At 70.3% G+C, this 25,624-nt stretch carries 26 protein-coding genes and 1 pseudogene; 17 read left to right on the plus strand and 10 right to left on the minus strand.

What is annotated here, in order from left to right:
* Window positions 1-14 precede the first annotated feature (14 nt).
* Both J4573_RS04320 and J4573_RS04325 read left to right on the plus strand, forming a co-directional pair.
* Window positions 15-929 carry a hypothetical protein gene (locus J4573_RS04320; RefSeq protein ID WP_208253916.1) on the plus strand — a complete coding sequence of 305 codons (915 nt, stop codon included), beginning with the start codon at window positions 15-17 and terminating at the stop codon, window positions 927-929.
* 4 nt (window positions 930-933) lie between these two features.
* Window positions 934-2,178 (plus strand): adenylosuccinate synthetase, encoded by a 1,245-nt coding sequence (locus tag J4573_RS04325; protein ID WP_208253917.1) that lies wholly within the window; start codon window positions 934-936, stop codon window positions 2,176-2,178.
* On the opposite strand, the gene J4573_RS04330 is transcribed toward J4573_RS04325, so the two are convergent.
* A complete protein-coding gene (locus tag J4573_RS04330; protein ID WP_208253918.1) occupies window positions 2,127-3,554 on the minus strand; it encodes a purine-cytosine permease family protein in 1,428 nt (475 codons plus the stop codon). The genes J4573_RS04325 and J4573_RS04330 overlap by 52 nt on opposite strands.
* 13 nt (window positions 3,555-3,567) lie before the next feature.
* The gene (locus tag J4573_RS04335) at window positions 3,568-4,527 is read right to left on the minus strand and encodes an isopenicillin N synthase family dioxygenase (protein ID WP_208253919.1); all 960 of its coding nucleotides are present in this window, start codon (window positions 4,525-4,527) and stop codon (window positions 3,568-3,570) included.
* Between the two features lie 186 nt (window positions 4,528-4,713).
* Here J4573_RS04335 and J4573_RS04340 point away from each other — a divergent pair, with 186 nt between their 5' ends.
* A complete protein-coding gene (locus J4573_RS04340; protein WP_208253920.1) occupies window positions 4,714-5,439 on the plus strand; it encodes a 3-keto-5-aminohexanoate cleavage protein in 726 nt (241 codons plus the stop codon).
* Here the strand turns inward: J4573_RS04340 and J4573_RS04345 are convergent.
* Together J4573_RS04345 and J4573_RS04350 are read right to left on the minus strand one after the other, a co-directional pair.
* Window positions 5,408-6,628, minus strand: coding sequence for a PucR family transcriptional regulator (locus tag J4573_RS04345; protein WP_307796490.1), 1,221 nt, complete (start codon window positions 6,626-6,628; stop codon window positions 5,408-5,410). The two genes, J4573_RS04340 and J4573_RS04345, sit on opposite strands and share 32 nt — an antisense overlap.
* Window positions 6,629-6,733: 105 nt before the next feature.
* Complete coding sequence (locus J4573_RS04350) at window positions 6,734-7,648, minus strand: AurF N-oxygenase family protein (protein WP_208253922.1); 915 nt, start codon at window positions 7,646-7,648, stop codon at window positions 6,734-6,736.
* A gap of 123 nt (window positions 7,649-7,771) precedes the next feature.
* Between J4573_RS04350 and J4573_RS04355 the strand changes: the two genes are divergently transcribed.
* Window positions 7,772-8,416 carry a TetR/AcrR family transcriptional regulator gene (locus tag J4573_RS04355; protein WP_208253923.1) on the plus strand — a complete coding sequence of 215 codons (645 nt, stop codon included), beginning with the start codon at window positions 7,772-7,774 and terminating at the stop codon, window positions 8,414-8,416.
* 184 nt (window positions 8,417-8,600) lie between these two features.
* Here the strand turns inward: J4573_RS04355 and J4573_RS04360 are convergent, their stop codons facing one another.
* Together J4573_RS04360 and J4573_RS04365 are read right to left on the minus strand one after the other, a co-directional pair.
* Entirely contained in the window at window positions 8,601-9,650 is a 1,050-nt protein-coding gene (locus J4573_RS04360; RefSeq protein ID WP_208253924.1) for a S1 family peptidase, read from the minus strand.
* 239 nt (window positions 9,651-9,889) lie between these two features.
* Window positions 9,890-10,165, minus strand: coding sequence for a hypothetical protein (locus J4573_RS04365; protein ID WP_208253925.1), 276 nt, complete (start codon window positions 10,163-10,165; stop codon window positions 9,890-9,892).
* Between the two features lie 253 nt (window positions 10,166-10,418).
* On the opposite strand from J4573_RS04365, the gene J4573_RS04370 reads away from it, so the two are divergent.
* The 4 genes from J4573_RS04370 to J4573_RS04385 all read left to right on the plus strand — a co-directional run bounded on the left by J4573_RS04370 (window position 10,419) and on the right by J4573_RS04385 (window position 15,867).
* The gene (locus tag J4573_RS04370; protein WP_208253926.1) at window positions 10,419-10,961 is read left to right on the plus strand and encodes a TetR/AcrR family transcriptional regulator; all 543 of its coding nucleotides are present in this window, start codon (window positions 10,419-10,421) and stop codon (window positions 10,959-10,961) included.
* A 33-nt stretch (window positions 10,962-10,994) separates the two neighbouring features.
* Window positions 10,995-14,543: a DNA polymerase III subunit alpha gene (gene dnaE / locus J4573_RS04375; RefSeq protein ID WP_208253927.1), complete on the plus strand. Its 3,549-nt coding sequence runs from the start codon at window positions 10,995-10,997 to the stop codon at window positions 14,541-14,543.
* Window positions 14,544-14,590: 47 nt separating this feature from the next.
* Window positions 14,591-15,376 (plus strand): neutral zinc metallopeptidase, encoded by a 786-nt coding sequence (locus J4573_RS04380; protein ID WP_208253928.1) that lies wholly within the window; start codon window positions 14,591-14,593, stop codon window positions 15,374-15,376.
* Between the two features lie 110 nt (window positions 15,377-15,486).
* The gene (locus tag J4573_RS04385) at window positions 15,487-15,867 is read left to right on the plus strand and encodes an STAS domain-containing protein (RefSeq protein WP_208253929.1); all 381 of its coding nucleotides are present in this window, start codon (window positions 15,487-15,489) and stop codon (window positions 15,865-15,867) included.
* A gap of 20 nt (window positions 15,868-15,887) precedes the next feature.
* Here the strand turns inward: J4573_RS04385 and J4573_RS04390 are convergent, their stop codons facing one another.
* Together J4573_RS04390 and J4573_RS04395 are read right to left on the minus strand one after the other, a co-directional pair.
* Window positions 15,888-16,184, minus strand: coding sequence for an MTH1187 family thiamine-binding protein (locus tag J4573_RS04390; protein WP_208253930.1), 297 nt, complete (start codon window positions 16,182-16,184; stop codon window positions 15,888-15,890).
* A gap of 3 nt (window positions 16,185-16,187) precedes the next feature.
* The gene (locus J4573_RS04395) at window positions 16,188-16,586 is read right to left on the minus strand and encodes a DUF7715 family protein (protein ID WP_208253931.1); all 399 of its coding nucleotides are present in this window, start codon (window positions 16,584-16,586) and stop codon (window positions 16,188-16,190) included.
* 83 nt (window positions 16,587-16,669) lie between these two features.
* Between J4573_RS04395 and J4573_RS04400 the strand changes: the two genes are divergently transcribed.
* The 4 genes from J4573_RS04400 to J4573_RS53625 all read left to right on the plus strand — a co-directional run bounded on the left by J4573_RS04400 (window position 16,670) and on the right by J4573_RS53625 (window position 20,563).
* Window positions 16,670-17,434 (plus strand): enoyl-CoA hydratase-related protein, encoded by a 765-nt coding sequence (locus J4573_RS04400; RefSeq protein ID WP_208253932.1) that lies wholly within the window; start codon window positions 16,670-16,672, stop codon window positions 17,432-17,434.
* 199 nt (window positions 17,435-17,633) lie between these two features.
* On the plus strand, window positions 17,634-18,434 hold the full coding sequence (locus J4573_RS04405; protein ID WP_208253933.1) for a polysaccharide deacetylase family protein: 801 nt from the start codon (window positions 17,634-17,636) through the stop codon (window positions 18,432-18,434).
* A gap of 22 nt (window positions 18,435-18,456) precedes the next feature.
* Window positions 18,457-19,035: a TetR/AcrR family transcriptional regulator gene (locus J4573_RS04410; protein ID WP_208253934.1), complete on the plus strand. Its 579-nt coding sequence runs from the start codon at window positions 18,457-18,459 to the stop codon at window positions 19,033-19,035.
* Between the two features lie 94 nt (window positions 19,036-19,129).
* Window positions 19,130-20,563: a hypothetical protein gene (locus J4573_RS53625; RefSeq protein WP_243772472.1), complete on the plus strand. Its 1,434-nt coding sequence runs from the start codon at window positions 19,130-19,132 to the stop codon at window positions 20,561-20,563.
* Here J4573_RS53625 and J4573_RS53630 read toward each other — a convergent pair.
* Both J4573_RS53630 and J4573_RS53635 read right to left on the minus strand, forming a co-directional pair.
* Window positions 20,499-20,708: a family 1 glycosylhydrolase gene (locus J4573_RS53630; RefSeq protein ID WP_307796491.1), complete on the minus strand. Its 210-nt coding sequence runs from the start codon at window positions 20,706-20,708 to the stop codon at window positions 20,499-20,501. The genes J4573_RS53625 and J4573_RS53630 overlap by 65 nt on opposite strands.
* Window positions 20,709-20,760: 52 nt before the next feature.
* A pseudogene (locus J4573_RS53635) lies at window positions 20,761-21,120 on the minus strand (family 1 glycosylhydrolase); the annotation flags it as partial.
* Here J4573_RS53635 and J4573_RS55925 point away from each other — a divergent pair.
* The 5 genes from J4573_RS55925 to J4573_RS04435 all read left to right on the plus strand — a co-directional run bounded on the left by J4573_RS55925 (window position 21,080) and on the right by J4573_RS04435 (window position 25,621).
* A complete protein-coding gene (locus tag J4573_RS55925; protein ID WP_307796492.1) occupies window positions 21,080-21,232 on the plus strand; it encodes a hypothetical protein in 153 nt (50 codons plus the stop codon). The pseudogene J4573_RS53635 and the gene J4573_RS55925 overlap by 41 nt on opposite strands.
* A gap of 139 nt (window positions 21,233-21,371) precedes the next feature.
* Window positions 21,372-22,409: a LacI family DNA-binding transcriptional regulator gene (locus J4573_RS04420; protein ID WP_208253936.1), complete on the plus strand. Its 1,038-nt coding sequence runs from the start codon at window positions 21,372-21,374 to the stop codon at window positions 22,407-22,409.
* Between the two features lie 140 nt (window positions 22,410-22,549).
* Complete coding sequence (locus J4573_RS04425; RefSeq protein ID WP_208253937.1) at window positions 22,550-23,866, plus strand: ABC transporter substrate-binding protein; 1,317 nt, start codon at window positions 22,550-22,552, stop codon at window positions 23,864-23,866.
* A 4-nt stretch (window positions 23,867-23,870) separates the two neighbouring features.
* The gene (locus J4573_RS04430) at window positions 23,871-24,734 is read left to right on the plus strand and encodes a carbohydrate ABC transporter permease (RefSeq protein ID WP_208253938.1); all 864 of its coding nucleotides are present in this window, start codon (window positions 23,871-23,873) and stop codon (window positions 24,732-24,734) included.
* A complete protein-coding gene (locus J4573_RS04435; RefSeq protein WP_208253939.1) occupies window positions 24,731-25,621 on the plus strand; it encodes a carbohydrate ABC transporter permease in 891 nt (296 codons plus the stop codon). The genes J4573_RS04430 and J4573_RS04435 overlap by 4 nt, the downstream gene beginning before the upstream one ends.
* Window positions 25,622-25,624 lie beyond the last annotated feature (3 nt).

The following is a 25,624-nucleotide window of genomic DNA, read 5'->3' on the forward strand; positions in this document are numbered from 1 at the left end:
CAAAGGAGAACACCATGGGAAGCGGAAACTGGTCCACCAACGTCTACGACGCCGCCGCGCACTACCGGGCGGCCAACGGTGTCAGCGCGTTCGCCTACAGCGACAGCGGCGCCACCTCCGTCCACCCCGACCTCGACCCGCGCGGCGTGCGAGCGCGGGAGAGCAGGGACTCGGTCGACCATCCCGAGTCGCTCGCGATCGCCGTGCTGTTCGACGTGACCGGCTCGATGGGCACCGTGCCGCGGCGGCTGCAGGAGAAGCTGCCCGACCTGCTCGGCCTGCTGCTGCGCAAGGGCTACGTCGAGCACCCGCACGTCATGTTCGGCGCGGTCGGCGACGCCACCTGCGACCGGGCGCCGCTGCAGATCGGCCAGTTCGAGGCCGACAACCGGATGGACGACGACCTCGGCAAGATCTACCTCGAGGGCGGTGGCGGCGGGCAGATGCGCGAGTCGTACGAGCTCGGCATGTACTTCATGGCCCGCCACACCTCGATCGACTGCTTCGAGAAGCGCGGCAAGCGCGGCTACCTGTTCATGATCGGCGACGAGCTGGCCTACCCGAAGGTCAGCGGCCGCCAGGTGCGGCACGTCATCGGCGGCGAGGGCGTGCCCGAGGACATCGGCGTCGAGCAGATCCTGCGCGAGCTGCAGCGCATGTACGAGGTCTACTTCATCATCCCCGAGGGCGCCTACCACTCCGGCAACCGCAAGCTGAAGGACTTCTGGCAGGGCCTGCTCGGCCAGCACGTCCTCTACCTCGACGACCTGAACGCCGTCAGCGAGACGATCGCGCTGACGATCGGGCTCGCCGAGGAGGCCATCGACCTGGACGAGGGCCTGGCGCACCTCGACGAGGTCGGCTCGGACGCGGGCGCCTCGGTCTCCCGCGCGCTCTCCCCGATGAACGCCGCCGTCACTCGGTTGTAAGGCGATGGCGCACACGATCGTCGTCGACCTCGGCTTCGGGGACGCCGGCAAGGGCACGGTGGTGGATCGGCTCAGCTCACGGGGGCTTGAGCCGGTCCACGCCGTGGTCCGCTTCAACGGCGGCGCCCAGGCGGCCCACAACGTCGTCACGCCGGGCGGGCGGCACCACACGTTCGCCCAGTTCGGCTCGGGCACGTTCACGCCGGGCGTCCGCACGCACCTGTCGCGCTTCATGATGGCCGACCCGCTGGCGCTCGCCGCCGAGGCCGCCCACCTGCGCGACGTGGGCGTGCCGGACGCCCTGGACCGCCTCACGGTCGACCGCGACGCGCTGCTCACCACGCCGTACCACCGGGCCGCCGGCCGCGCGCGTGAACTCGCGCGCGGCGCGGCCCGGCACGGCTCCTGCGGCATGGGCGTCGGCGAGACCGCCGCCTACGCCCTCGCCTACGACGACGCCCCGCGCGCGGGCGACTGCCTCTCCCCCGCCCGCCTGCGCCGCCGCCTCACCGCCCTCCGCGACTGGTGCCGGGAGGCCTTCCCCGAGAGCGAGCTTCCGCCGGTCGAGGATTGCGCGGATGCGTTCGTGGCGTTCGGTGAACGGGTGCGGATCGTGGACGGGACGCACCTGCACGGGCTGCTGCGGGCCGGGAACGTGGTGTTCGAGGGGGCGCAGGGCGTGCTGCTGGACGAGTGGCACGGCTTCCACCCGTACACGACCTGGTCAACGACCACGTTCGCCAACGCCGAGACCCTGCTGGCGGAGGCGGGCGAGAGCGCGACGCGGCTGGGCGTGCTGCGGGCCTACGCGACGCGCCACGGGCCCGGCCCGTTCGTCACCGAGGACAAGGTGCTGACGGGCGCGCTCCCGGATCCGCACAACGGCACGGGACGCTGGCAGGGCTCGTTCCGCGTCGGCCATCTGGACCTCGTCGCCCTCCGCTACGCCCTCGACGTCGTCGGCGGCGTGGACGAGCTCGCGGTCACCCATCTGGACGTCGCGCGGGCGCGCCCCGACCTGATGGTCTGCCGGGCGTACGAGGGCATGGGCCCGCTCCAGGCGGGCCCGCCCGGCGATCTGGCACGCCAGGAGGCGCTCACCGGACGCCTCCTGACCGCCCGGCCGGTGCTCGAACCGCTCGGCGATCCGGTCCGGGTGATCGAGGAGGCGTCCGGCGCGCCGGTCACCCTGGAGTCCTACGGCCCGACGTCGTCCGACAAGCTCCTGACCCTGCGCAGCACCGCGTAGAGGACGGCGGCGATCACGAACCCGACGGCGAAGGTGATGTCGCCGAACGAGGGCCAGTGGTCGGGCACCGGCCCCACGTACTTCTGCTGGTTGGAGAACAGCCACACCGAGATCACCACGCCGGCGGCCATCGCGATCGGCCCGGCCCAGTCGCGGTGGCGCTTGTCGAACAGCATCGCCTCGCTCGGCGGCGTACCGCGCCGCAGCCACTGGTCGGTCAGCACCACGCCCAGCCAGGGACCGATCCAATAAGCGATGACCAGGAGGAACGACTCGTAGGAGTGGCCCGCGTCGTCCAGCCCGAAGTAGGCGACCACCAGCCCGATGATCCCGAACGCCAGCGCCGCGACGGCCCGCTGCAGGTGCACCGGCAGCCGGATGCCGAGCGTGACGAACGACATCGCGCCCGAGTAGATGTTGATGGCGTTCGCGCAGATGGCGCCGAGCGTGATGGCCAGCAGCGTGAGCTTGGCGACGACGGTCGGCATGTGCCCGGTGAACGCGCCGGTCGGGTCGCCGAGGGCGTCGCCGCCGATGGTCGCCGACGCCGATCCGACGATCTGCAGGAGCGTGCAGCCGAGGAAGACGCCGAGCCCCGCGTACAGGCCGGTCGCGCGCTTGTCGGTGTCGGGCGGCAGGTAGCGGGTGTAGTCGGCGGCATAAGGATTCCAGCCCGCCGCGTAACCGAACGCCGCGGCCGTGGCGATGATGAACGCCCCGAGCCCGCCGCCAGGCCCGCCCGCCGACCCGAAGTGGGCCTTGCCGAGGATGATGATCCCGCCGATCGCGAAGACCACCGCGAGCACGGGAAAGGCGTACCGCTCGACCGTGTGCACCAGGTTGTGGCCGAGGTAGGCGATCGCGACCTGCGTGATCACCACCGCGACCAGGCACAGCGGCTTGGGCAGGTCGGTCAGGGTGGAGAGCGCGAACGTGGCGCTCACGCTGTTGACCGCGAACCACCCCACGCCGCCCGCGACGGTGTTGAGACCGGCGGGCAGGACGTTGCCCCGGAAGCCGAACGGGACCCGGCTGAGCACCATCTGCGCGACGCCGTGTTCAGGTCCGCGCGCCGACAGGATGCCGTGCGTGATCGCGCCGAGCCCGGAGCCCAGCGCGGCGGCCGCGACCGCCTGCCAGAAGTTCAGCCCGAACGCGGCGACGGCGAGCACGCCGAGGAAGACGGTCGCGAACTCCAGGTTGGGCGAGGTCCAGGTCCACAGCAGCTTCAACGGAGTGCCGTGCCGCTGGTCGTACGGGATGAACTCGGCGCCGCCGGGCTCCACGGCGGCCAGCCGGTCGCCGTACTCCTCCTCGCGGACGAGAACGCCTTCCGGCGGGTCGGGACGGTGCTGGCTGTCTTCAAGCGAGGTCATGGGGGGCTCCCGGTCAGCCGATCGTGATGGCGTCGAGGCGTTCGAGCAGGAAGTCATGGGCGCGCACGGGCTGGTGCGCGACCCGGCCGACGGGCGGTGCGAGCGACTCGATCAGGGCGTCCGGGTCGCATTCGTAGAAGAAGATGAGCGACACCAGTTCCTCGTCGGGTGCGCTCGGGTCGGGCGGCAGCACGCGGTGCCGGTTGGACTTCCACCGGTCGCCCGACCAGCGGGCGAGCAGGTCGCCGGTGTTGATGGTGAACGAGTCCTCGACGTAGGGCGCGTTCACCCAGCCGCTCTCGTCGGAGTAGACCTGCAGCCCGCCGACGCCGTCCTGGCGGTCGAGCACGGTCACCGTGCCGAAGTCGGTGTGCGGCCCGATGCGGAACTGCCCGGGCTCGGGCGCGCCGAGCTGCGACATCGGCGGGTACCGGTTGATGTTCATGGTGTACGAGGCGTTGCGGGTCCGGGAGGTGAAGTAGCCCGCGTCCAGTTCGAGCGCGGCCGCGCACAGCTTCAGCAGGTCGTCCGACAACGCCCGCATCCGCGCCAGGTAATCAGTCAGCAGCCCCTCCAGTTCGGGGACCTCCCCCGGCCACACGTTCGGCAGGAACCACTCCCGGTCGAACAGCTCGTTCCCGATCGGCCGGTCCGCCCCGACGGCGAACGTCTCCTTCAGATCGGGCGGCGTCTCGGTCCCCTCCGCGTACCCGTTCGCCTCCACGCCGGGCGGCAGCCACCCCCGTTCACCGACCGTCACCGCGTACGCCCGCTTGACGTCCTCCGGGAGCGCGAAGAACCGCTTGGCCGCCGCCCGTATCTTCGTCCGAACGTCGGCCGGAACCCCATGTCCCGTCACCACGAGGAACCCGATATCGGTCAGCGCCTGATCGACACGTTCGGCCACCTCCCGGCGGTCGCTGGCGTCACCCTCTGACCACGGGGTGAGATCGATGATCGGAACGGAGTCCATGTCGCGTGCCTTCCGACGATGACGCAGGTGACGCGCTCACTATCCATCGAGATCGGAGGCCGGGAAAGACCGCGAAACCGACTGGAAACGCGGGACCGTCAGATTTAACGAGCGTGGAATGAACGCTCTGTGACGGCTGGCTGACCGGGCGGGCGGTGAACGCCGGGTGTCTGAGATGATCCGGGCATGTTGCAGGTCTGTCCGAACGGCTCGCGCGAGAAGGGCGTGCCGCTCTCCCCCGCGGAGGTCGCCGCGGCGGTGCGCGAGGCCGTGATCGCGGGCGCCGAGGACGTCCACCTTCATCCGAAGGACGAGGACGGCGCCGACACCCTTGAGCCGCGCCAGGTGGCCGCGGTGATCCAGGCCGTGCGCGAGGCCGCGCCGGGGATCCAGGTCGGCGTCACCACCGGGGCCTGGACCGAGCCCGACCCGCGCAAGCGCGCCGCGCTCGTGCAGTCGTGGAAGGTGCTGCCCGACCACGCGTCGGTGAACTGGCACGAGGAAGGCGCCGAGCTGGTCGCCGACGCTCTTCTTGACCACGGGGTCGGGATCGAGGCGGGCATCTACTCCGGCACCGAGGCCGCCGCGCGCTTCCTGGCGTGGGCCTCTGGGAAGCGGGTGCTGCGCGTTCTGGCCGAGGTCGTGGACACCGATCCGCAGACGGCCGCCGTGACCGGCGCGGCTCTTTTGGAGGAGCTCGGCGAGGCCCATGGGCGGCCGATCCTCGTGCACGGGGAGGAAGGCGGCGCCTGGCCGGTCCTGCGCCTCGCGGCCGAACGCGGGCTGGACGCGCGCATCGGCCTGGAGGACACGGTCTCGCTGCCGGACGGGGAACCGGCGCCGAGCAACGCCGCCCTGGTCAGGGCCGCGCGCGAGATCCTCAGCCGGCCTCGGAGTCCGGAGGACGGTTGAGCATGACGCTGTAGACGACCATGTGCAGTTCGAGGCGCTGCCCGGGGTCGGCGATGTCCTTGCCGAGCAGCTCCTCCAGCTGGCGCATCCGGTAGCGGATCGTCTGCGGGTGGACCTGGAGGCGGGCGGCGACCTCGGTGGCGTTGAAACCGCATTCGATGGCCGCCAGAAGGGTTTCGGCCAACCTGTAGCGGCCCGCGGGACGGACCTCCATCAGGGGGGCCAGGCGTCGGGCGGCGACGCGTTCGACCAGCTCGCGGTCCTGGGTGAGCACAAGGACCGGCATGTTGTCCTCGGCCACGACCAGGCCCGAGCCGTCGATGAGACCGCGACGGGCCAGGTCCAGCGCCCGGCGGGCCAGGCTCAGCGACTTGGCGGACTCGGGCGGCGAGACGGTCGGGCCCACGGCGGCGATCCAGCCGCGCAGTCCTGTCTCCAGGAGGTGGCGGCGGCCGGGTCCGTCCGGGTCGGGCAGCACCAGGCACGGCTCGTCCAGGTGCAGGCCGATCAGCGCGTCGGGCGGCAGCACGGGCCGTCCGGTGGTGCCGCCGCGTTCGACCAGCGCCACGGCCGCGACCGACTCCGGCACCCGCCACTGCGCCTCGTCGGCCCGTTCCCTGATCGCGCGCGGCTGCGGGGCCGGGTCGCCGATCAGCAGCTCCAGCAGGTCGCGGCGGCGGCCCTGGAGCATCCCCGCGGCACGCGAGGACGCCTCGGCGTGGCCCTCGGCGACGGCGATCGCGATCTGGTCCAGGTAGGCGAAGACCGCCTGGGCGACCATGCCGGTGGCGGCGGGCGTGAAGCCCTGGGCGGCGCGTTCGGACTCGGCGGTGAGGCGCTGTACCGCGACCCCGGCGCCGATCCGCATCGCGGCCTGCCAGGTGTCCAGGCTGCGGCCCTCGCGCGCCTCGCCCATGCCGATCCCGCGGAAGAACAGCAGGATCTCGTCGGAGGAACGGTCCGGGTCCATCATCAGGTCGATGAAGTGCCCTATCACCCACTCGACCGCCTGGCCGATCACCTTGCCGTAGCGGGGGTCGTGCGGGCGGACGTAGTCGGGCAGCTCGCGCTCGATCTCGCGCACCGCCTCCTGGGCGATGCGCGGGACATGCCTGCGCAGCGCCGCGGCCTTCTCCGGGACGCCGTCCACGGGAAGCCGCAGCTCGATCAGCCGATCGGACGTACCCACGAGATCTACTTGTAACGGACGTGACAACCGGCACTCAAGGGATACGGCGTACTCCATTCGGTGATCAGGCGTACTCCATTCGGTGATCAAGGCCCGTCACGGTCGTCAGCGGGCCAGTCCGGCCTTGCGCCAGAGCCCGCCGGCCGCCCCGGCGACCAGGCCGAGCTCGCTCAGGAACGGCACGATCTTCTCCCCCATCCACAGCCGGGTCTCGCGGTAGTGCGGGTTGGCCAGGGCGATCTCCCGGCCGGTCCTGGGCGGGAGGCCGACGCAGCGGTAGACCTCCGGGTCGATCATGAACTCCATCGCGGCGGTCGCCCCGAACGCGGTGACGAACCGGTGCAGCCCGCGCCGGGCGGCGGCGAGCCGTTCCTGGCCGAGCCCGGCCATGCTCCGCGCGATCTCCTCGCGGGCGTACCGCACGTGCCGCGCCTCCTCGACCACGTGGATGCGGCTGATCTCGCGGACGATCGGCTGGACGCGCTCGTCGTCCATGGTGGCGCGCTGGAACCGGTCGAACAGTTCCTCGCCGACCAGGAAGATCGCCCACATGGAGGGGCCGCCACCGAGCGCCTTGAACGCCCGCCCCACGTTGTGCACCGCCCTCGGTACCCCGTACGACGGCGTCCCGAGCTTGGTGAGCAGGCGGCCGAACATGATCGAGTGCCGGGTCTCGTCGCCCACCTCGGTGAGCGCGAACTGCGCGTGCGCCGTACGCGGGTCCAGGTCGTAGATGTGCCGCATGAACAGCTGCATCAGGTTGAGCTCCAGCCAGATGCCGACCGCCGTCAGGCTGGCGAGCTCGTGCTTGGACAGCTCGATGCGCTGCAGCGTGCTCAGCCGGTCCCAGGCGGCGGTGCCGTACAGCGAGACCCGCTCGAGCGGCATGTACGGCATGGTGGGATCGAACGGGGCGTCCCAGTCGACCGCGATGTCGGGGTCGAAGGACGCCCGCGCGGCTGAACGCAGCAGCCGGACCGCGGTGACCTCGCGGTCCTTGATTCGGCCGGCGGGCACCATGGGCGTCTCCTCGGCGTGGCGTGCACGGACAGATCTGACATACGGATATGTCAGACGAACTGACACGTCACGATGTCAGTTGGCCCGCGAGGGTCTCTACTCACTCTTTGAAGGGAGCCGGCGGTGGCCGACGCAGTTCCGGACAACTCCCGGCGGTACCGGGGCCTGAACGCCGGGCAGCGCCAGAGCGCGCGGCGCGGGCAGCTGCTGGCGGCCGGGCTGGAGCTGTTCGGGACGGCCGGGCAGTCGGCCGTCTCGGTCAAGCAGGTCTGCCGCCAGGCCGGGCTCACCGAGCGGTACTTCTACGAGTCGTTCAAGGACCGCGAGGACCTGCTGCGAGCGGTCTTCGAGGAGCAGATCCGGGTCGTACGGGAGGCCACGTTCGGGGCCGTCGGGGGCGCGGCGAACGACATCGAGGCGCAGGCGAGGGCGGGCATGAACGCCTTCATCCGGGCCGTCGCGGGCGACCCGCGCATCGCCCGTGTGATCTTCCTTGAGGTCGTCGGCGTGAGCCCGGCCCTGGAGGAACGGCGGCGCCGCGCGATCCACGAGTTCGCCCACTTCAACGCCGAGCTCGCGGCGGGCCATCTGGGAATCGAGGCCACCCGGCGGCTGCGCATGGGCGCGCTGGCGCTGTCCGGCGGGATCATCGAGGTGATGGTCGACTGGACGCTCGGCTACCGCGAGGCCACCCTCGACGAGATCGTCGACCTGCTCACCACCCTCTTCATGGCCGCCTACCGGCAGTTCGCAAGCGAGGTGGGCTAGTCACTACGCCGATCTTGCTCTCAGCGCCCTTTCCGGCGCCAAGCCGGGGCGCTCAGAGCAAGATCGGCGCATGGACGAGCCCCGGGGCCGGACACCGGCCCCGGGGCTGCTGTGCCGTGGGAAGGGGATAAGGGGAAGGGGATAAGGGGATGGCGATCAGAGGGGATCCTGACCGGGGGGCCGGTTAGAAGACGTGCATCCCGTACGCGGAGAGGGGTTCGGTGACCGGCTGGAAGAAGGTCGTTCCGCCGCTGGAGCAGTTGCCGCTGCCGCCGGAGGTCAGACCGAGCGCGGTCGAGCCGGAGTACAGGGAGCCGCCGCTGTCGCCGGGCTCGGCGCAGACGTTGGTCTTGATCAGGCCGGAGACGGTGCCCTCGGCGTAGCGGACGGTCTGGTTGACGGCCTGCACGGTGCCGCTGTGCACGCCGGTGGTGCTGCCGCTGCGGCGGACGGACTGGCCGACCACGGCGTTGCCGGACGTGGTGATGTCCTGCGAGCCGCTGTAGGTGTAGACGGTGCCGCTGGCGGTGACCGAGCCGGTGTAGCGCACCAGGCCGTAGTCGTTGCCGGGGAAGCTGGTGCCCGCCCGGCTGCCGATCACGGTCGTGTGGCTGGAGTTGGTCCACCAGGTGGCGCCGATGTTGGTGCAGTGCCCGGCGGTGAGGAAGTAGTTCGCGCCGGCGCTGTTCTTGACGTTGAAGCCGAGCGAGCAGCGGGCGCTGCTGGTGTAGATGGCCTGGCCACCGGCGATGAGCGTGCGGAACGTGCCGGCGACGTGCTCCAGCCGTACCGCGGAACCCTGCTTGGCGGCGGCGGCGCGGACCTTGGCGAGCGCGGAGCCGGTGACCGAGTCGTCGTAGGACAGCACGACCTGGTTGGACGCCGCGTCGACGCCCCAGGAGGTGCCGGAGACCTTGACGGAACGGTTGATCGCCGAGCTGACCTTGTTCAGGGCCGCGCCGCTGCGGGCGACGGTCCTCGGGGTGGCGCCGGCGGCACGTACCGTGGCGGCCGCGCCGGTGTCCGACACGGTGACCACGAGTTTGCCGCCGGACAGGTAGGAGCCCGCGCTGCGCGTGCCGAGCTTGGTGGCCAGCGCCGTCGCCACCTGCCCGTTGTCGGACTGGATGGCGGGGGCCGCGGCCTGGGCCTGCGCGGCGGGAGCGGCGGACAGCGCGGCCGCGGCGGTGGCGGCGGTCGCACAGATGACAGTGGCGGGGCGGATGGGTCGCATCCTCACTGTTCCTCCAGTGAGTCAAGCCGCGTCCGGATGACGCGCCCTTGAGTCACCGTGAATCGTGAAGATGCCTCAGAAACACCACAAGACCGAGAAGTTGCCCAATTCTCTGACCGACCCTGGCAAACCTGCGCAAGAGCCAAGTCAGAGCGGGGTGATCACAGTCGGCGATGGCCGGATCCGGCCACGCCGTCAGGGAACTCTCACACCGATTTCTCACCTTCGGGCGGCCCGGCTCACTCCCGGGCGGACTCGATCCGCCCCCGCACCATCCGCGGATGGAAGTAGCTGATCGGCATCTTGCCCGCCTTGGTGACGCAGAAGATCTGGTAGCCGTTCCGGCCGTCCTCGTCCGGATCGGCGAACTCGACCGGGTCGAAGACGCCGTCGTCCACCATCGAGCGGAACCAGCGCCCGAGCGCGAACTCGTCGGTGAAGGCCTCCTGCCCGGAGCCGCGGCGGCCGAGCTGGTAGTGCACCTCGTAGGTGCAGCCGTCGGGAGGGAACCTCATATCACGCCCGATCCGTGGCACACGCCGCAGTCGCGCGCACCGTCGTCGCTCTTGCCCGAGCCCTTGCAGAACGGGCAGGTCTTCGTTGGCGGCGGGCTGTGCTTTCCCACGCGAGCACCCCTCCTGGCCGGTCCGTCAGGCCCAGATCGTAGGGCCTCCACGCCGATGCCACAGCCGCAACGCCACCGTTCGGACCTGACGCGTCCGGGCGCGGCGGCCTACGGCTCAGCCGGGCGCGGCTAGGGTCGCGGTCATGAGTCAACGCGAGCGGCTGCTGGAGGCGGCCAAGCGCTGCCTGGAGGAACGCGGCTTCGCACGGACGAGCTCGCGCGACATCGCGGCGGCCGCCGGGGCCAATCACGCCGCGATCAACTACCACTACGGCTCCAAGGACGGGCTGCTGATCGCGGCCCTGATGGAGACCGTCGAGGCCTGGGGCGACACGCTCGTGAAGCCCGGCACGGACGAGCCCGCCGAGGCGAGCCTGCGGCGGACGGTCGAGTCGTACCCCGAGAACCGACCCATGATCGTCTCGGCGCTGGAGTCGCTGGCCCAGGCCGAGCGGATTCCGGAGGTGCGGGAGGCGACCGCCGAGGCGTTCGAGCGGCACCGCGTCCAGCTCGCCCGGGACGTCTACGGCTACGAGGGCGATGAGCGGACGGCGCGGGCCATGGGCTCGATCCACATGGCGCTGACGGCGGGCCTGGCGGAGCAGTTCCTGATCGATCCCGAACGCGCGCCGACGGGCGAGGAGGTCGCACTGGGACTCCGAGCGATCTTTAACCAAATGGTTTAACCAACTGGATGGTATGAGAGTAGGGTCGGCGCCATGCGCTCCGCCCTTCCCTTCGCACACCTGCACGTGCACACCGAGTACTCCCTGCTCGACGGCGCCGCCCGGCTCGGCGACATGGTCCGCGCGACCGGCGACCTCGGCATGTCCGCGATCGCGATGACCGACCACGGCAACCTGCACGGGCTCTACGACTTCCACACCCGCGCCGCCGAGGCCGGGATCACGCCGGTCCCGGGCATCGAGGCGTACGTGGCGCCCTCGCATCGCGGCCATCAGAAGCCGGTGCGCTGGGGCACCCCGGCGCAGAAGCGCGACGACGTGTCCGGGGCGGGCGCGTACACCCACATGACGATCTGGGCGTACAACGCGACCGGCCTGCACAACCTCTTCCGCCTCCAGTCGCGGGCGGCGCTGGAGGGCCACTTCCGCAAGCCGCGCATGGACCGCGAGCTGCTCGCGCAGTACGGCGAGGGCCTCATCGCCACCACCGGCTGCCCGTCCGGCGAGGTCTCCACGCGCATCCGGCTCGGCCAGGCCGACGAGGCGCTGCGGGCGGCGGGCGAGTTCCAGGACATCTTCGGCAAGGACAACTTCTTCGTCGAGCTGATGGACCACGGCATCGACATCGACCGGCGGGCGCGCGGCGGGCTGGAGGAGATCGCCGGGCGGCTCGGCGCTCCGTTCGTGGTCACCAACGACTCGCACTACACCTACGAGAACGAGGCGACCGCGCACTCGGCGCTGCTGTGCGTGCAGACCGGCTCCACGCTGGACGCGCCGGCGTTCGCGTTCGAGGGGTCGGGCTACTTCCTCAAGTCGCCCGAGCAGATGTACGCCGTCGACTCCTCGCGGGCCTGGCAGGAGGGCTGCCGCAACAGCGCGCTCATCGCCGAGCGAGTGGACACCGGCGGCATGTTCGCGCGGCGCGACCTGCTGCCGCGCTTCCCGGTGCCGGACGGCGAGACCGAGGAGAGCTGGTTCCGCGCGGAGGTGTGGCGCGGCCTGCGGCGCCGGTTCCCCGGCGGCTACGGCGACGACTACCGCGAACGCGCCGAGTACGAGATGGGCATCGTCGCCGAGATGGGCTTCCCGTCGTACTTCCTGGTCGTGGCCGACTTCATCATGTGGGCCAAGAACAACGGGATCGCGGTCGGCCCCGGGCGGGGCTCGGCGGCCGGGTCGCTGGTCGCGTACGCGATGGGCATCACCGACCTCGACCCGCTCCCCCACGGCCTGATCTTCGAACGGTTCCTCAACCCCGAGCGCGTCTCGATGCCCGACATCGACGTGGACTTCGACGAACGCCGCCGCGGCGAGGTCATCCGCTACGTCACCGGCAGGTACGGCGCCGACAAGGTCGCGCAGATCGTCACGTTCGGCGTCATCAAGGCCAAGGCGGCGGTCAAGGACGCGTGCCGGATCCTCGGCCACCCGTACGCGCTCGGCGACCGCATCACCAAGGCGATGCCCGCCGACCTGGGTGGCAAGGGCATCCCGCTGTCGGGCATCACCGACGCCGCGCATCCGCGGCACGCCGAGGCGGGCGAGGTGCGGGCGCTGTACGAGAACGAGCCGGACGTCCGCACGGTCATCGAGACGGCGCGCGGCATCGAGGGCCTCATCCGGCAGACCGGCGTGCACGCGGCGGGCGTCATCATGAGCGCCGAGCCGCTCACCGACCACGTCCCGGTCTTCATGCGCCCGCAGGACGGCGTCGTGATCACGCAGTTCGACTACCCGACGTGCGAGACGCTCGGCCTGCTCAAGATGGACTTCCTCGGGCTCCGCAACCTCACGATCATGGACGACGCGGTGAAGGCGGTCGAGCGGCGCCGCGGTTCCCCGCTGAACCTGCTGGACATCCCGCTGGACGACGGGGCGACGTACGCTCTGTTCGCGCGCGGCGACACGCTCGGGGTGTTCCAGTTCGACGGCAGCGCGATGCGGTCGCTGCTGCGGCTGATGAGGCCGGACGAGTTCGCCGACATCATCGCCGTGAGCGCGCTCTACCGGCCGGGCCCGATGGGCATGAACTCCCACACCAACTACGCGCTCCGCAAGAACGCCCAGCAGGAGATCACGCCGATCCATCCCGAGCTGGAGGAGCCGCTGCGCGACATCCTCGGCGAGACGTACGGGCTGTTCGTCTACCAGGAGCAGGTGCAGCTGGCCGCGCAGAAGCTCGCGGGCTACTCGCTGGGGCAGGCCGACCTGCTGCGGCGGGCGATGGGCAAGAAGAAGAAAGAGATCCTGGACAGGGAGTTCGTCCCGTTCCAGCGGGGCTGCCGCGAGCACGGCTATTCCGACGCGGCGATCCAGACCGTGTGGGACGTGCTCGTACCGTTCGCCGGCTACGCGTTCAACAAGGCGCACGCCGCCACCTACGCGCTCGTGTCGTACTGGACCGCCTACCTCAAGGCCAACCACCCGGCCGAGTACATGGCGGCGCTGCTCACCAGCGTGCGGGACGACAAGGACAAGATGGCCGTCTACCTGGGTGAATGCCGCCGCATGAACATCCAGGTGCTGCCGCCGGACGTGAACGAGTCGGACTCCGGCTTCACGCCGCAGAGCGACACGCAGATCCGCTTCGGCCTCACCGCCGTGCGCAACGTCGGCGCGAACGTCGTCGAGTCGATCATCGCCACCCGCGAGGCCGCCGGCTCCTACGGTTCGTTCCCCGACTTCCTCGACAAGGTCGAGGTGGTCGTCTGCAACAAGCGCACCATCGAGTCGCTCATCAAGGCCGGCGCGTTCGACTCGCTCGGGCACACCCGCAAGGGCCTCGCCGAGCAGCACGAGCAGGCCGTCGACGCGGTCATCGGCGTGAAACGCAGCCGGGCGTACGGGCAGGACGACCTGTTCGGGCTCGGCACGGCCGAGGGCGACACGGCGGACGGCGACGGCGGCCCCGCGTTCGGGCTGGGCCTGGAGTTCTCCGGCGAGGAGTGGGACAAGCCGTACCGGCTCGCACAGGAACGCGACATGCTCGGCCTGTACGTCTCCGACCACCCCCTCAAAGGCCTCGACGGCTTCCTCCAGGCGCGCGCCGACCATCCGATCGCCGCGCTCACCACCGACGACTCGCTGCCGGACGGGATGACGCTCACGATCGCCGGCATCGTCTCCGGCCTCCAGCGCAAGATGACCAAGCAGGGCAAGCCCTGGGCCATCGCCACGATCGAGGACCTCGCCGGAACGATCGACTGCCTGTTCTTCCCGTCGGCCTACCTGCTCGCCGGGTCCGGCCTGGCCGAGGACACCGTGGTCCTGGTCAAGGGGCGCCTGGACAAGCGCGAGGACGTGCCGCGCCTGATCGCCATGGAGATGCAGGTGCCCGAACTGCCGGACGGCGACTCCCCCGCGTTCACCATCACGCTGCCCGAGCACCGCGTCACGCGGCCCGTCGTCGACCGCCTCAAGGAGATCCTGCTCGCGCATGCCGGCACGACCGAGGTGCGGATCGCGCTCACCATGCCGCGCAAGACCGTGCTCATGCGCATCGACGCCCGCTACCACGTGACGCCGACCACCGCCCTCAAGAGCGAGCTGAAGGCCGCGTTCGGTCCGGACGCGATCTGAACAAGCGCGATTGAGGCGAAAGCACGCATCCGCTCGTACCCCTGGGCATGACGGAGACGGGAACTCCCTACCGGCGGCGGCCGCTGACCGCCCTCGCCCTCGGCGCGACGCTCGGTGCCACGCTGGTCGTGAGCAGCGCCTGCAACCTCGACGTGCAGAGCTCACGGCCCGCCTCCGCGAACGGTGCCGGCCCCGCACCGGTCGAGACCACTCCCGCTCCGCCACCGCCGCCGAAGCCGCTCGGCACCAGTGCGCCGGTCGGCTTCAACGAGACCGAGTTCCGCGACGACATGAACACCGCGGTCAACGTGGTGGACGCGTTCTGGCGACGGCACTGGACCAAGCTGTTCACCGGCTCCTACACCTCGCCGCACGTCCTCGGCCTGTACAACGGGCGCAACCCCGCCACCGCCCCCAAGTGCGCCGGCAAGCCTCTCAGCAGGGACAACGCGGAATACTGCCCGGCGGGCGACTTCGTCGCCTGGGATTCGCACCTGATGCGCACCGGCTACGCGCACGGCGACGCCTGGGTCTACATGGTGATCGCCCACGAGTGGGGGCACGCGATCCAGAACCGGCTGACCCGCGAGCTGGTCTCCCCCGCCGCCGAGTTGCAGGCCGACTGCCTGGCCGGTGCCGCGCTGTACGGTGCGGCGGCCGACGGGGACCTGCGTTTCGAGGCGGGCGACCGGCAGGAGATCGTGACGGGCTTCCGCGTGATCGGCGACAGCTCACCCTGGACCAAGCCCGGCGATCACGGCAGCGCGGCGCAGCGGCTGGGCTCGTTCGGGCAGGGACGTGACGGCGGTGCACGGGCCTGCTTCCGGCGTTGAAGTCACCGCTGTTGCCCGAGATTCAGAAAGAATCTCCGGCGTAAGGGCTTGGCAACCATGAGTACTCGCGCGATGCTTCTGTGTTACCGGACGCACAAGCGAGGGCAGCCATGAAGGACACCGTCGTCGACATGGTCGTCGTGGACAGCGAGCGCCACATCACGGTGCTGCTGAGCGGCGAACTCGACCGCGCCACCGCTCCCGGGGCGCGGGACCGGCTCATGGACCTGGCGAGCACGGCCGACCGCCCCCTGCTGCTCGATCTGGGCGGCATCTCGTTCTTCGACGCCGAGGGCATGCGCGCGATCTCCGCCGTGGCCCGCGCCTGCGAGCGGCACGGCCTCGCCGTGGTCGGCCTGCGCCCGTTCGCCGCGAAGATGTTCCGCATCCTGCACCTGCACGAGTCGATCCCGCTCTGCGCGACCCAGCAGGAGGCCCTGTGGTGCCTGCTCCCCCGCACCGACACCGAGATCGCCGACTGGCTCAACTGACGAGGCAGAACGCCGGGATGTCAGTCCTGCGCCAGGTGGCGTTCGATGGTCTCGACCTTGGCGGTGAGCGCGCCGGTCGTGCCGGGGCGGATGTCGGCCTTCACGACCAGGCTGACCCGGGGCGAACGAGCGGCGACGGCGTCGGTGGCGGCCTTGACGACGGCCATCACCTCGTCCCACTCGCCCTCGATCGTGGTGAACATGGCGTCGGTCCGGTTGGGCAGGCCGCTGGCGCGCACGACGCGCACGGCCTCCGCGACGAGCTCTCCGACGTCCTCCCCCGTGCCGAGCGGGGTCACCGAAAAAGCGACGAGCATCCCTCACACCTCCTGGTCGGGCTTGACCACCTCCCGCACAACGATCTCATCCAGGCGGCGCTCGACGATCGTGCCGGGGGGCCAGTCGCGCACCAGGCAGCGCAGCTCGGCGGCCTCGTGGTCGGCGTAGGAGGCGTCGTAGCCCTGCTGCTCGAGGCTGGAGCGGATCGCCAGGACGTAGTCCTCGTCGGTGAAGCCCGGAACCTCCCGGACGATCGCGGTCGTGGTGGCCCGGTGCGAGTTGAGGCCGGCGAACGCGCGGCCGCAGCCGCACCCGCCGTCCGGGTCGTCCTGGTCGCGGGCGCAGACGACGCCGATGTGCACCAGCTCGCCCTCGACGCACCAGTCGAAGTCGGTCTCGCGGAATCCCTGAGTGTTGGTGGTGGCGGTCAGCAGCTTCAAGGGCACCCCTTCGAGTAGCGGGACCCGCCCACGGTACGACGCGGGTCCGACATTCACCCCGGGTTCGGCGTAGCGTCGGTGACATGAGTGATGTGCTGGTCCAACGCGACGGCCCGATGACGACGATCACCATGAACCGGCCGCAGCGGCGCAATGCCCTCTCGCGGGAGTTCTTGCTGACCCTGACGGAGGCGTTCCGCGACGCCGGGGACACGGACGCGCTCGGGATCGTGCTGGCGGCGAACGGGCCCGTCTTCTCGGCGGGGCACGACTTCGTCGACATGGCCGGGGCCTCGCACGCCGACGTGCGGAGCCTCCTGCAGACCTGCACCGAGCTCATGCGGACGATCCAGTCCGTTCCGCAGATCGTGGTCGCGCGGGTGCACGCGCTGGCGACGGCGGCCGGGTGCCAGCTGGCGTCCACCTGCGACCTGATCGTGGCGGCCGAGACGGCCGGGTTCGCCACGCCCGGCGGGAAGGGCGGCTGGTTCTGCCACACGCCGATGGTCGCGGTGTCGCACAACATCGGCCGCAAGCGGGCGATGGAGATGGCGCTCACCGGCGAGATCGTGGACGCGCGGACGGCGCAGGAGTGGGGCCTGGTCAACCGCGTCGTTCCGGAGGCCGAGCTGGACAAGGCGACCCGGGACCTGCTGGAGCGCGCCACGCAGGGCAGCCCGCGCAGCAAGGCGCTGGGCAAGCAGGCGATGTACGCGATGCTCGACCGGACCGAGCAGGACGCCTACGCCTACGCCATCGAGGTGATGGCCGCCTCCAGCCAGACCCCGGAGGCGCAGGAGGGCATGCGGTCGTTCCTGGAGAAGCGCAAGCCGGAGTGGCCCGCCTAGCGGGCGTCAACCATCTCACCTGGGCTGACCTGGGCGTCTCACGGGCAGTGCGCGGTGCCGCACGCTGGGCACCTTCAAGATTGTCCAAAAACGGGAACGCCCGCGCCGCGTCCGGACAAGACCATTACGCGGATGTGCCAGGGTTGGTCGAACGGGGCGAAACGCCCAAAGTGGGACGGGATCGGGGGATCTTGTGCGGGTGCTGGGTGCTGTCGCGGGGTTGGCGCTGGCCGCGACGGTGGCGACGGGATGCGGCGAAACGTCACGGAGCGTGCACGGCCAGGCGGGCGGCGGCAAGGTCGATCCGCCCAAGACGGGACACGAACCGGGACACGAGACGGGCCGCCCGGCCGCGGCCCCCGCGTCCACCATCGACTGCTGGGCCAAGGGCGCCAAGTGCATCGCGCTCACCTTCGACGACGGTCCCGGCCCGTACACGGCCAAGCTCCTGGACACGCTCAAGCAGCAGAACGTCCGGGCCACGTTCTTCGTCGTCGGCAAGAACGCCAAGGCCGACCCCGACCTGGTGAAGCGGGAGGCCGCCGAGGGCCACGAGATCGAGAACCACTCGATGTCGCACCCCGACCTGGCCAAGGAGTCCAAGACCGGTCTCACCGAGCAGATCGACGGCACCAATGACGTCGTCAAGCAGCTCACCGGCGCCACGCCCCGCTACCTGCGCCCGCCCTACGGCGCGACCGACGGGCAGGTCGCCGCGCACGTCAAGAAGCTCGGCATGACGCAGATCTTCTGGGGGATCGACGCGTTCGACTGGAAGCACCCGGACGCGTCCTACGTCTCGGACCAGATCGTGAGCGACGCGGCGCCGAAGGGCATCGTGCTGCTGCACGACATCCACCCGACGAGCGTGGACGCCGTGCCGAAGATCATCGAGGGGCTCAGGGCCAAGGGCTACACGTTCGTCACCGTCTCCGAGCTGGTCGGCGCGCACGTCCCGGTCGGCGGCCGCTACGGCGGCGCTCCGGGGCGTAAGGAGTAGCCGCGGGATAGGGTGATGGACTGTGTCCGATCGCCAGATGCTCATCCTCAAGGCGGCCGTCCGCATGATCGCCAAGAAGGGCGTGCGGGGCCTGCGCGTGGAGGAGCTGGCGGCCGAGGCGGGCGTGTCCACGGCGCTCATCTACTACCACTTCGGTGACCGCGCGGGCCTGCTGCGGCGCACGCTGGAGTACGTCAGCGAACGCGCCGAGCGCTACACCGCCGAGGCCATGGAACGCTCGGACGACGCCCGCACGCAGCTCACCGACATGCTGCTGCTGGAGCTGCAGGACGACCCGGCCATCATCGAGAACTCCTCGGCCTGGGGCGAGCTGCGGGCCAGCGCGATCTTCGACCCGGACCTGCGCGCCCAGCTCGGCGACTCGACCCGCACCTGGGTGGACGACCTGTCCGAGCTGATCGACCAGGCCCGTTCCGACGGCACCGCGCACGAGGACACCGACGCCCGCGCGAGCGCCGAACGGCTGACCGCGCTGATCGAGGGGCTGAGCAACCGCTGGCTGAGCGGCTCGACACCGCTGGGGCGCGCCCAGGACCTGGTCCGCCAGGCGGTCTCGCTGGAGCTGGACTCCAAGCGATAGAACGACCCCTGACTGGTTTTTCAGTCAACCCCCGCCGCGAGGCCCGCCCGTCACCCCTGGTTAGGCTGGCGTCACGTACACGGATCGGGGGAACGTGTCCGGTAGACATCGCGCGCCGGCGCCCGCGCTGGGGTCGGCGCTGGGGGCGGCTTTGGTCCTGGCGCTGGTCGCCGCCGCCTTCGTCGCAGCCCAGGCGGCGATCGGCGACCTGCGCGTCCCGCTCGACCTGGACGAGGCCGTCTACTCCAGCCAGTTCGCCTCGGACGTCCCCCATTTCGCCTACGCGGCTCACCGTTCGGTCGGCCCGGGCCTGGTCGTCGCCCCGATCACGGCCTTCACCTCGTCCGTGACAGCACTCCGCGTCTATCTGGCCGTCCTTTCCGGCGTGGCGCTCTTCTTCGCCTTCTTCCCCTGGCGGCGCCTCATCCCCGGCACCACGGCCGCCCTGGCCGCCGCGCTCTTCGCCTTCTCCTGGGTGGCCCTCCGCTTCGGAGACACCGTCCTGCCCAACTATCTGGTCGCCCTGGGTGCCGTGGCCGCGATCCCGCTCCTCTTCCGCGACAAACGGCTGCCCCTCTTCCTGCTCTTCGCGGCGTTGTCCCTCATCCGCCCCACGGACGCGGTCTACCTGGCGATCCCCCTGCTGGCGGCGGCTCTCCTGCGGAAGAAGCACTACACCGCCCTGTCCCTCGCCTTCGGCCTGGCGGCCGGCTGGCTCTACTGGGTGGTCGAGTCGTTCATCCGCTTCAACGGTCCCCGCGCACGCCTGTCGGCCATCGCCCACGTCAACGACGCCAGCGGCCTGCACTTCGGCCTGCCGCGCTACCTGGCCGCCCTGAACGGCAAGGAGACCTGCCTGCCCACCGCGTCCTGCGGCTCCATCACCCCGACCGTGGCCACCTGGTGGCTGATAACGGCGGCGCTGGTCGCGTTCGCCCTCTACACGACCCGCAACAAGGCTCTCCTCCTGACCACCGTCATCACAGCGCTCTTCTTCGCGGCCTCCTACCTCCTGCTCTCCAACTGGGCAGTCCCCCGGTACGTGCTCCCCACCATCGCCCTGCTATCAGTTCCCGCCGCCGTCGGCCTGATGACCCTGGTCCGCCAGAGCAGGGTCCTGGCCGTCGCGGCCTTGGCCCTGGTCGCCCTCTACATCGGCGTTCAAACGACGACCGCCGCCCAGGCCGCCACCAGAACGTCTCGTTCGCTAACTCTGCCCCTGAATTCAGCGCGCGCCCTCAGCCGCGCCGACATCTGGGGCAACTGCGCGGTGGTCGGCCGCTTCGCCCCGCAGATCGCCTACCTGCGCCGCTGCGTGGCCGCGGACATGCGCGACGGCCTCCACGACGCGTACGGCAAGACCACCCTGGCCAACCTGACCCGCCTCCAGCGCCAGGGCCTGCGCGTCATCGTCTCCACGAGCACCCGCAAGCCCCGCCCCGACCTGGCGTCCTGGCGAACCGTCACCGTTCCGGGCCCGGGCCACCTCCGCCTGTACCTGTCCCCCGGCCACGCAGCCCGTTCATGAGGCCGCGGTACCAGTGCGCGCTCTGCTTGAGCGTGCGCCGGCCGGAGGCGCGATCGACGGAGACCAAACCGAACGTCGGGCCGTAGCCGTGGGCCCATTCGAAGTTGTCCAGGAGCGTCCACACGAAGTAGCCGCGCACGTCCACGCCCTGGGCATGGGCCTCGGCGACGGCGGCGATGTGCGCGCGCAGGAACTCGCGCCGTGTCGCGTTCGGGCCAGCCGCCCGCGTCCTCCAACTCCTGCGGCAGGTCCCAGTGGTAGAGCGTGATCCACGGGTCGACCCCGGCTGCCAGCAGCTCGTCCACGAGCCGGTCGTAGAAGTCCAGGCCGGCCGCGTTGACGGGACCGCGCCCGCCCGGCTGCACCCGGGGCCAGGACACCGAGAAGCGGTAGTTGTCCACGCCCAGGTCCGCGATCAGGGCCACGTCCTCGGGCATCCGGCGGTAGTGGTCGCAGGCGACGTCGCCGGTCGCGCCGCCCGCCACGGCGCCCGGCCGGCGGCTGAACGTGTCCCAGATGGAGGCCGTGCGGCCGTCCGCGTCCGTCGCGCCCTCGATCTGGTACGCGGAGGTCGCGACGCCCCAGCGGAAGCTGGGCGGCAGCCCGGAGATGTCGGTCACCGGCCTCACCCTAGAAAGCCGGCGCCGCCCTGTCTATAGAACGTTCTAGTTGGCGTTCAGCTGGACCGCGAGCGCGATCATCGGACAAGGGCGCCGAGGTCGCTCACACGTTCAACACCGGGAGGAGGTAGATTGGCTCCTCGCATGGTCAGGGGTGTCGGGGACGTGACAAGAAGGCGGTCGTCGCTGTGACGCAGACGGGTTCGGCCGGCAAGGAGCGCAGGGCGACCATCAAGGACGTCGCGGCGCGGGCCGGCGTCTCGCCGTCGGCGGTCTCGATCGCGCTGCACGACCGGCCGGGCGTCTCGGCCTCGACCAAGAAGCGCATCATGAAGGCCGCCGAGGAGCTCGGCTGGCGCCCGAACCTGGCCGCCGCCTCGCTGTCGGGGCACGCGGTGCACACCGTCGGCCTCGCCATCGCCCGGCCCGCGCGGCTGCTCGGCCTCGAGCCGTTCTACATGGAGTTCATCTCCGGGATAGAGAGCGTGCTCAGCCGCCGCTCGTGCTCGCTGCTGCTGCGCGTGATCGAGGCGGACGAGGAGATCGACGTCCACCGCGAGTGGTGGCAGGGCGGCCGGGTGAACGGCAGCATCCTGGTCGACCTCAAGGTGGACGACCCGCGGATCCCCGCGCTCGCCGAGATCGGGCTGCCCGCGGTGGTCGTCGGCCATCCCTCGCTCGCGGGCCCGTTCGCGTCGGTGTGGACCGACGACGCGGCGGCCATCGGCGAGGCGGTGCGCTACCTGGCCGCGCTCGGGCACCGGCGCATCGGCCGGGTGAGCGGACCGGCCGAACTCGGCCACTCGGTCATCCGCACCGAGGCGTTCGACCGGGTGACCGCCGAGCTGGGGATCCAGGGCACGACCGCCGTCGCGGACTTCTCCCCCGACCAGGGCGGACGCGCCTGCCGGAGCCTGCTGCTGGCGCCCGAACGGCCCACCGCGATCATCTTCGACAACGACATCATGGCGGTCGCGGCGCTCGGCGTCGCCGACGAGTTCGGCCTGTCGGTGCCGGGCGACCTGTCGCTGCTGGCCTGGGACGACTCCCAGCTCTGCCAGCTCACCCGGCCCGCGCTGTCGGCGATGCAGCACGACGTCTACTCCTTCGGCGCGGACGTGACCAGGGCGCTGTTCGAGGTCATGCAGGGCGACGGCCATCCCTCGCACGCGACGCAGTCGCCCAGCCTGGTCCCCCGGTCCTCCACCGGGCGCGCAGCGAACTAATTCGTTTTAGTAAATCTATTGACACTCTCGTAGCACGCCCTTAGCTTCCTGGGCATTGGACGCTGCCATCCCGTGATGCAACGTTCAACCTCACAACCCGCCCCAGCCTGAGGAAGTGGTATGCCGTGCGAGGAACACGCGTGACAGCAGCAGGGACGGCGGCGGCGACGGCCCTGGCACTCGGCCTCACCGCCTGCGGCGGGACCGGCGGCGGATCCAAGGACTCCAGTGTCGTGCCGGTCCCCACCGACCCGGCCACGGTGACCGGATCGATCACCGTGCTGACCAACCGCACCGACCAGGTGCAGGACGGCACGCTGAAGGGCTACGCGGCGGCGTTCAACAAGATCTACCCCAAGGTCAAGGTGGAGTTCCAGGGCCTCACCGACTACGAGGGCGACGTCAAGATCCGCATGAACAGCAAGGACTACGGCGACGTCCTGTCCATCCCGAACGCCGTGCCGACCAGCCAGTACCCCTCGTTCTTCTCCCCGCTCGGCACCGCCGGCGAGCTGTCGAAGAAGTACGACTTCACCGAGAAGGCCACGGTCGGCGGCAAGGTCTACGGCATCTCCAACATCGAGACCGCCAACGGCTTCGTCTACAACAAGGCGGTCTGGAAGCAGGCCGGGATCACCGCCTGGCCGACGACGACCGCCGCGTTCCTCGACGACCTCAAGGCGATCAAGGCGCGCACCGGCGCCACCCCGTACTACACCAACTACAAGGACGGCTGGCCGATGACGAACTGGGGCAACGCCCTCGGTTCGCCGAGCTGCGACTCCACCGCCAACGACAAGCTCGTCTCGACCAAGGAGCCCTGGGCGGCCGGCCAGGACCTGAACGTCGTCGACACGCTCCTGCACGACATCGTGCACGACAAGCTGTCGGAGGCCGACCCCAACACCACCAACTGGGAGAACTCCAAGAACCTCATCGGCACCGGCAAGATCGCCACGATGTGGCTCGGCTCCTGGGCCGTGGTGCAGATGCGCGAGGCCGCGCAGAAGGCCGGGCGCAACCCCGACGACATCGGGTTCATGCCGTTCCCCCAGCAGGTGAACGGCGCGTTCTGCACCGTCGTCCGGCCCGACTACCAGTACGCGATCAACGCGCACAGCAACGCCAAGCCCGCCGCCCGCGCCTGGATCGACTGGTACATCAACAAGTCCGGCGACGCGCAGAAGTCCCTGTCGATCTCCTCGGTCAAGGGCACTCCCCTGCCGTCCAGCCTGCAGCCGTTCAAGGACCAGGGCGTCCGGTTCATCCAGCTCAGCTACGCCAAGAACACCCAGGTCAACGACATCGACAAGGCGTCCGAGGTCGGCCTGAACGCCCAGGACTACCCGCAGCGCATCGTCGACGTCGCGCGCGGGGCCGCCAAGGGGAACCTCCAGGACGTCTTCAAGGATCTCAACGGCAAGTGGTCCGAGGCCCAGGGCACGATCGGCGGCTGACGGCATGCGGTTCCTGGCCGGCCTGCGCGCCTGGCCCTACCTGCTCGCGCCGATGGTCCTGCTGGTGGCGTTCACCTACATCCCCGTCGTGAACATGCTCCTCTACAGCTTCACCGACTGGGACGGGCTCAGCCCGACGCGCGACTACGTGGGACTCGACAACTACGTGGACCTGTTCAGCAGGCCGCAGCTCTTCCAGGTCTTCACCGTCAGCCTCTTCTACCTGGCGGGCGCGGCGGTCCAGATCGTCGTGGCGCTGTACTTCGCGACAGTGCTGAGCTTCCAGACCCGCTTCCGCAACCTGTTCAAGGGGATCCTGTTCTTCCCCTACCTGATCAACGGCGTCGCGATCGGGTTCGTGTTCCTCTACTTCTTCCAGCCCGGCGGGACGCTCGACTCGGTCCTCGGCGCGTTCGGCGTCGGGCCGCAGCTGTGGCTCGGCGATCCCGACCTGGTCAACACCTCGCTCGCGGGCGTCTCGGTGTGGCGGTTCATGGGCCTGAACATGGTGCTGTTCATCGGCGCGATCCAGTCGATCCCGCCGGAGCTGTACGAGGCCGCCGAGCTGGACGGCGCGAGCCGGTGGCAGCAGTTCCGCTACATCATCGCGCCGGGCATCAGGCCCATCATCAGCCTGAGCGCGATCCTCGCGGTGTCGGGCGCGCTCTCGGTCTTCGAGATCCCGTTCATCATGACCGGCGGCTCCAACAACAGCGAGACGTTCGTCATCCAGACGATCAAGCTCGCGTTCACCTTCAACAAGGTCGGCCTCGCGTCGTCGGCGGCCGTCGTGCTGCTGGCGATCGTCCTGCTCGCGACCTGGCTGCAGCGGCTCCTGGTGCCCGACGAGAAGGTGCGGCTCACATGAGGGCGATCACCGTGCCCGCCCGTCCCCGGCACGCCGCGGCCGACCGCCGGGCGCCGGCCCTCCGCGGCGCGCTCGCCACGTGCCTGAAGTACGTGTCGCTGGTCGCGGCGAGCGCCGTCGTGGTGGTGCCGCTGCTGGCGGTCCTGCTGACCTCGCTGCGCACCGGCGCGGAGATGGCGGCCGACCCGAGCCCGCTGTCGGCGCCCGGGCACTGGTTCAACCTGCACAACTACCGGGTCGCCTTCAGCAACGGCCACATGCTCCGGGCGCTGTGGAACACCTCGTTCATCCTGGTGTTCTCGCTCACCGGAACGGTCTTCATCGGCTCGATGACCGCGTACGCGATCGACCGGTTCGACTTCGCCGGCAAGCGGCTCGTGCTCGCGCTGTTCCTGGTCGCCGCGCTGGTGCCGAGCGTGACCACCCAGGTCGCGACCTTCCAGGTCGTCAGCGAGCTCGGCGTGATGAACACCCGGTGGGCGCCGATCCTGCTCTACATGGGCACCGACATCGTGTCCATCTCCATCTTCCTGCAGTTCATCCGCTCCATCCCGATCTCGCTGGACGAGGCGGCGCGGCTGGACGGCGCGAACTCGCTGACCATCTACTGGCGCGTCATCCTGCCGCTGCTGAAGCCCGCGATCGCGACCGTGGTCATCGTCAAGGGCGTCGCGATCTACAACGACTTCTACATCCCGTTCCTCTACATGCCCTCCGACCACCTCGGCACGGTCTCCACGTCGCTGTTCCGCTTCAAGGGGCCGTTCGGCGCGCACTGGGAGGTCATCTCGGCGGGCGCGGCCCTGGTGATCCTGCCGAGCCTGGTCGTCTTCATCGCCCTCCAGCGCTTCATCTACAACGGCCTGTCCTCCGGCGCCACTCGATAAGGA

Source organism: Actinomadura barringtoniae (genome assembly GCF_017573505.1).
GTDB lineage: Bacteria > Actinomycetota > Actinomycetes > Streptosporangiales > Streptosporangiaceae > Spirillospora > Spirillospora barringtoniae.

Bases quoted from the DNA above. Each gene is read 5' to 3' on its own strand.
- J4573_RS04320 (WP_208253916.1), top strand. From the start codon at position 15: ATGGGAAGCGGAAACTGGTCCACCAACGTCTACGACGCCGCCGCGCAC.
- J4573_RS04325 (WP_208253917.1), top strand. From the start codon at position 934: ATGGCGCACACGATCGTCGTCGACCTCGGCTTCGGGGACGCCGGCAAG.
- J4573_RS04330 (WP_208253918.1), bottom strand. From the start codon at position 3,554: ATGACCTCGCTTGAAGACAGCCAGCACCGTCCCGACCCGCCGGAAGGC.
- J4573_RS04335 (WP_208253919.1), bottom strand. From the start codon at position 4,527: ATGGACTCCGTTCCGATCATCGATCTCACCCCGTGGTCAGAGGGTGAC.
- J4573_RS04340 (WP_208253920.1), top strand. From the start codon at position 4,714: ATGTTGCAGGTCTGTCCGAACGGCTCGCGCGAGAAGGGCGTGCCGCTC.
- J4573_RS04350 (WP_208253922.1), bottom strand. From the start codon at position 7,648: ATGGTGCCCGCCGGCCGAATCAAGGACCGCGAGGTCACCGCGGTCCGG.
- J4573_RS04360 (WP_208253924.1), bottom strand. From the start codon at position 9,650: ATGCGACCCATCCGCCCCGCCACTGTCATCTGTGCGACCGCCGCCACC.
- J4573_RS04365 (WP_208253925.1), bottom strand. From the start codon at position 10,165: ATGAGGTTCCCTCCCGACGGCTGCACCTACGAGGTGCACTACCAGCTC.
- J4573_RS04370 (WP_208253926.1), top strand. From the start codon at position 10,419: ATGAGTCAACGCGAGCGGCTGCTGGAGGCGGCCAAGCGCTGCCTGGAG.
- dnaE (WP_208253927.1), top strand. From the start codon at position 10,995: ATGCGCTCCGCCCTTCCCTTCGCACACCTGCACGTGCACACCGAGTAC.
- J4573_RS04380 (WP_208253928.1), top strand. From the start codon at position 14,591: ATGACGGAGACGGGAACTCCCTACCGGCGGCGGCCGCTGACCGCCCTC.
- J4573_RS04385 (WP_208253929.1), top strand. From the start codon at position 15,487: ATGAAGGACACCGTCGTCGACATGGTCGTCGTGGACAGCGAGCGCCAC.
- J4573_RS04390 (WP_208253930.1), bottom strand. From the start codon at position 16,184: ATGCTCGTCGCTTTTTCGGTGACCCCGCTCGGCACGGGGGAGGACGTC.
- J4573_RS04400 (WP_208253932.1), top strand. From the start codon at position 16,670: ATGAGTGATGTGCTGGTCCAACGCGACGGCCCGATGACGACGATCACC.
- J4573_RS55925 (WP_307796492.1), top strand. From the start codon at position 21,080: ATGGAGGCCGTGCGGCCGTCCGCGTCCGTCGCGCCCTCGATCTGGTAC.
- J4573_RS04430 (WP_208253938.1), top strand. From the start codon at position 23,871: ATGCGGTTCCTGGCCGGCCTGCGCGCCTGGCCCTACCTGCTCGCGCCG.
- J4573_RS04435 (WP_208253939.1), top strand. From the start codon at position 24,731: ATGAGGGCGATCACCGTGCCCGCCCGTCCCCGGCACGCCGCGGCCGAC.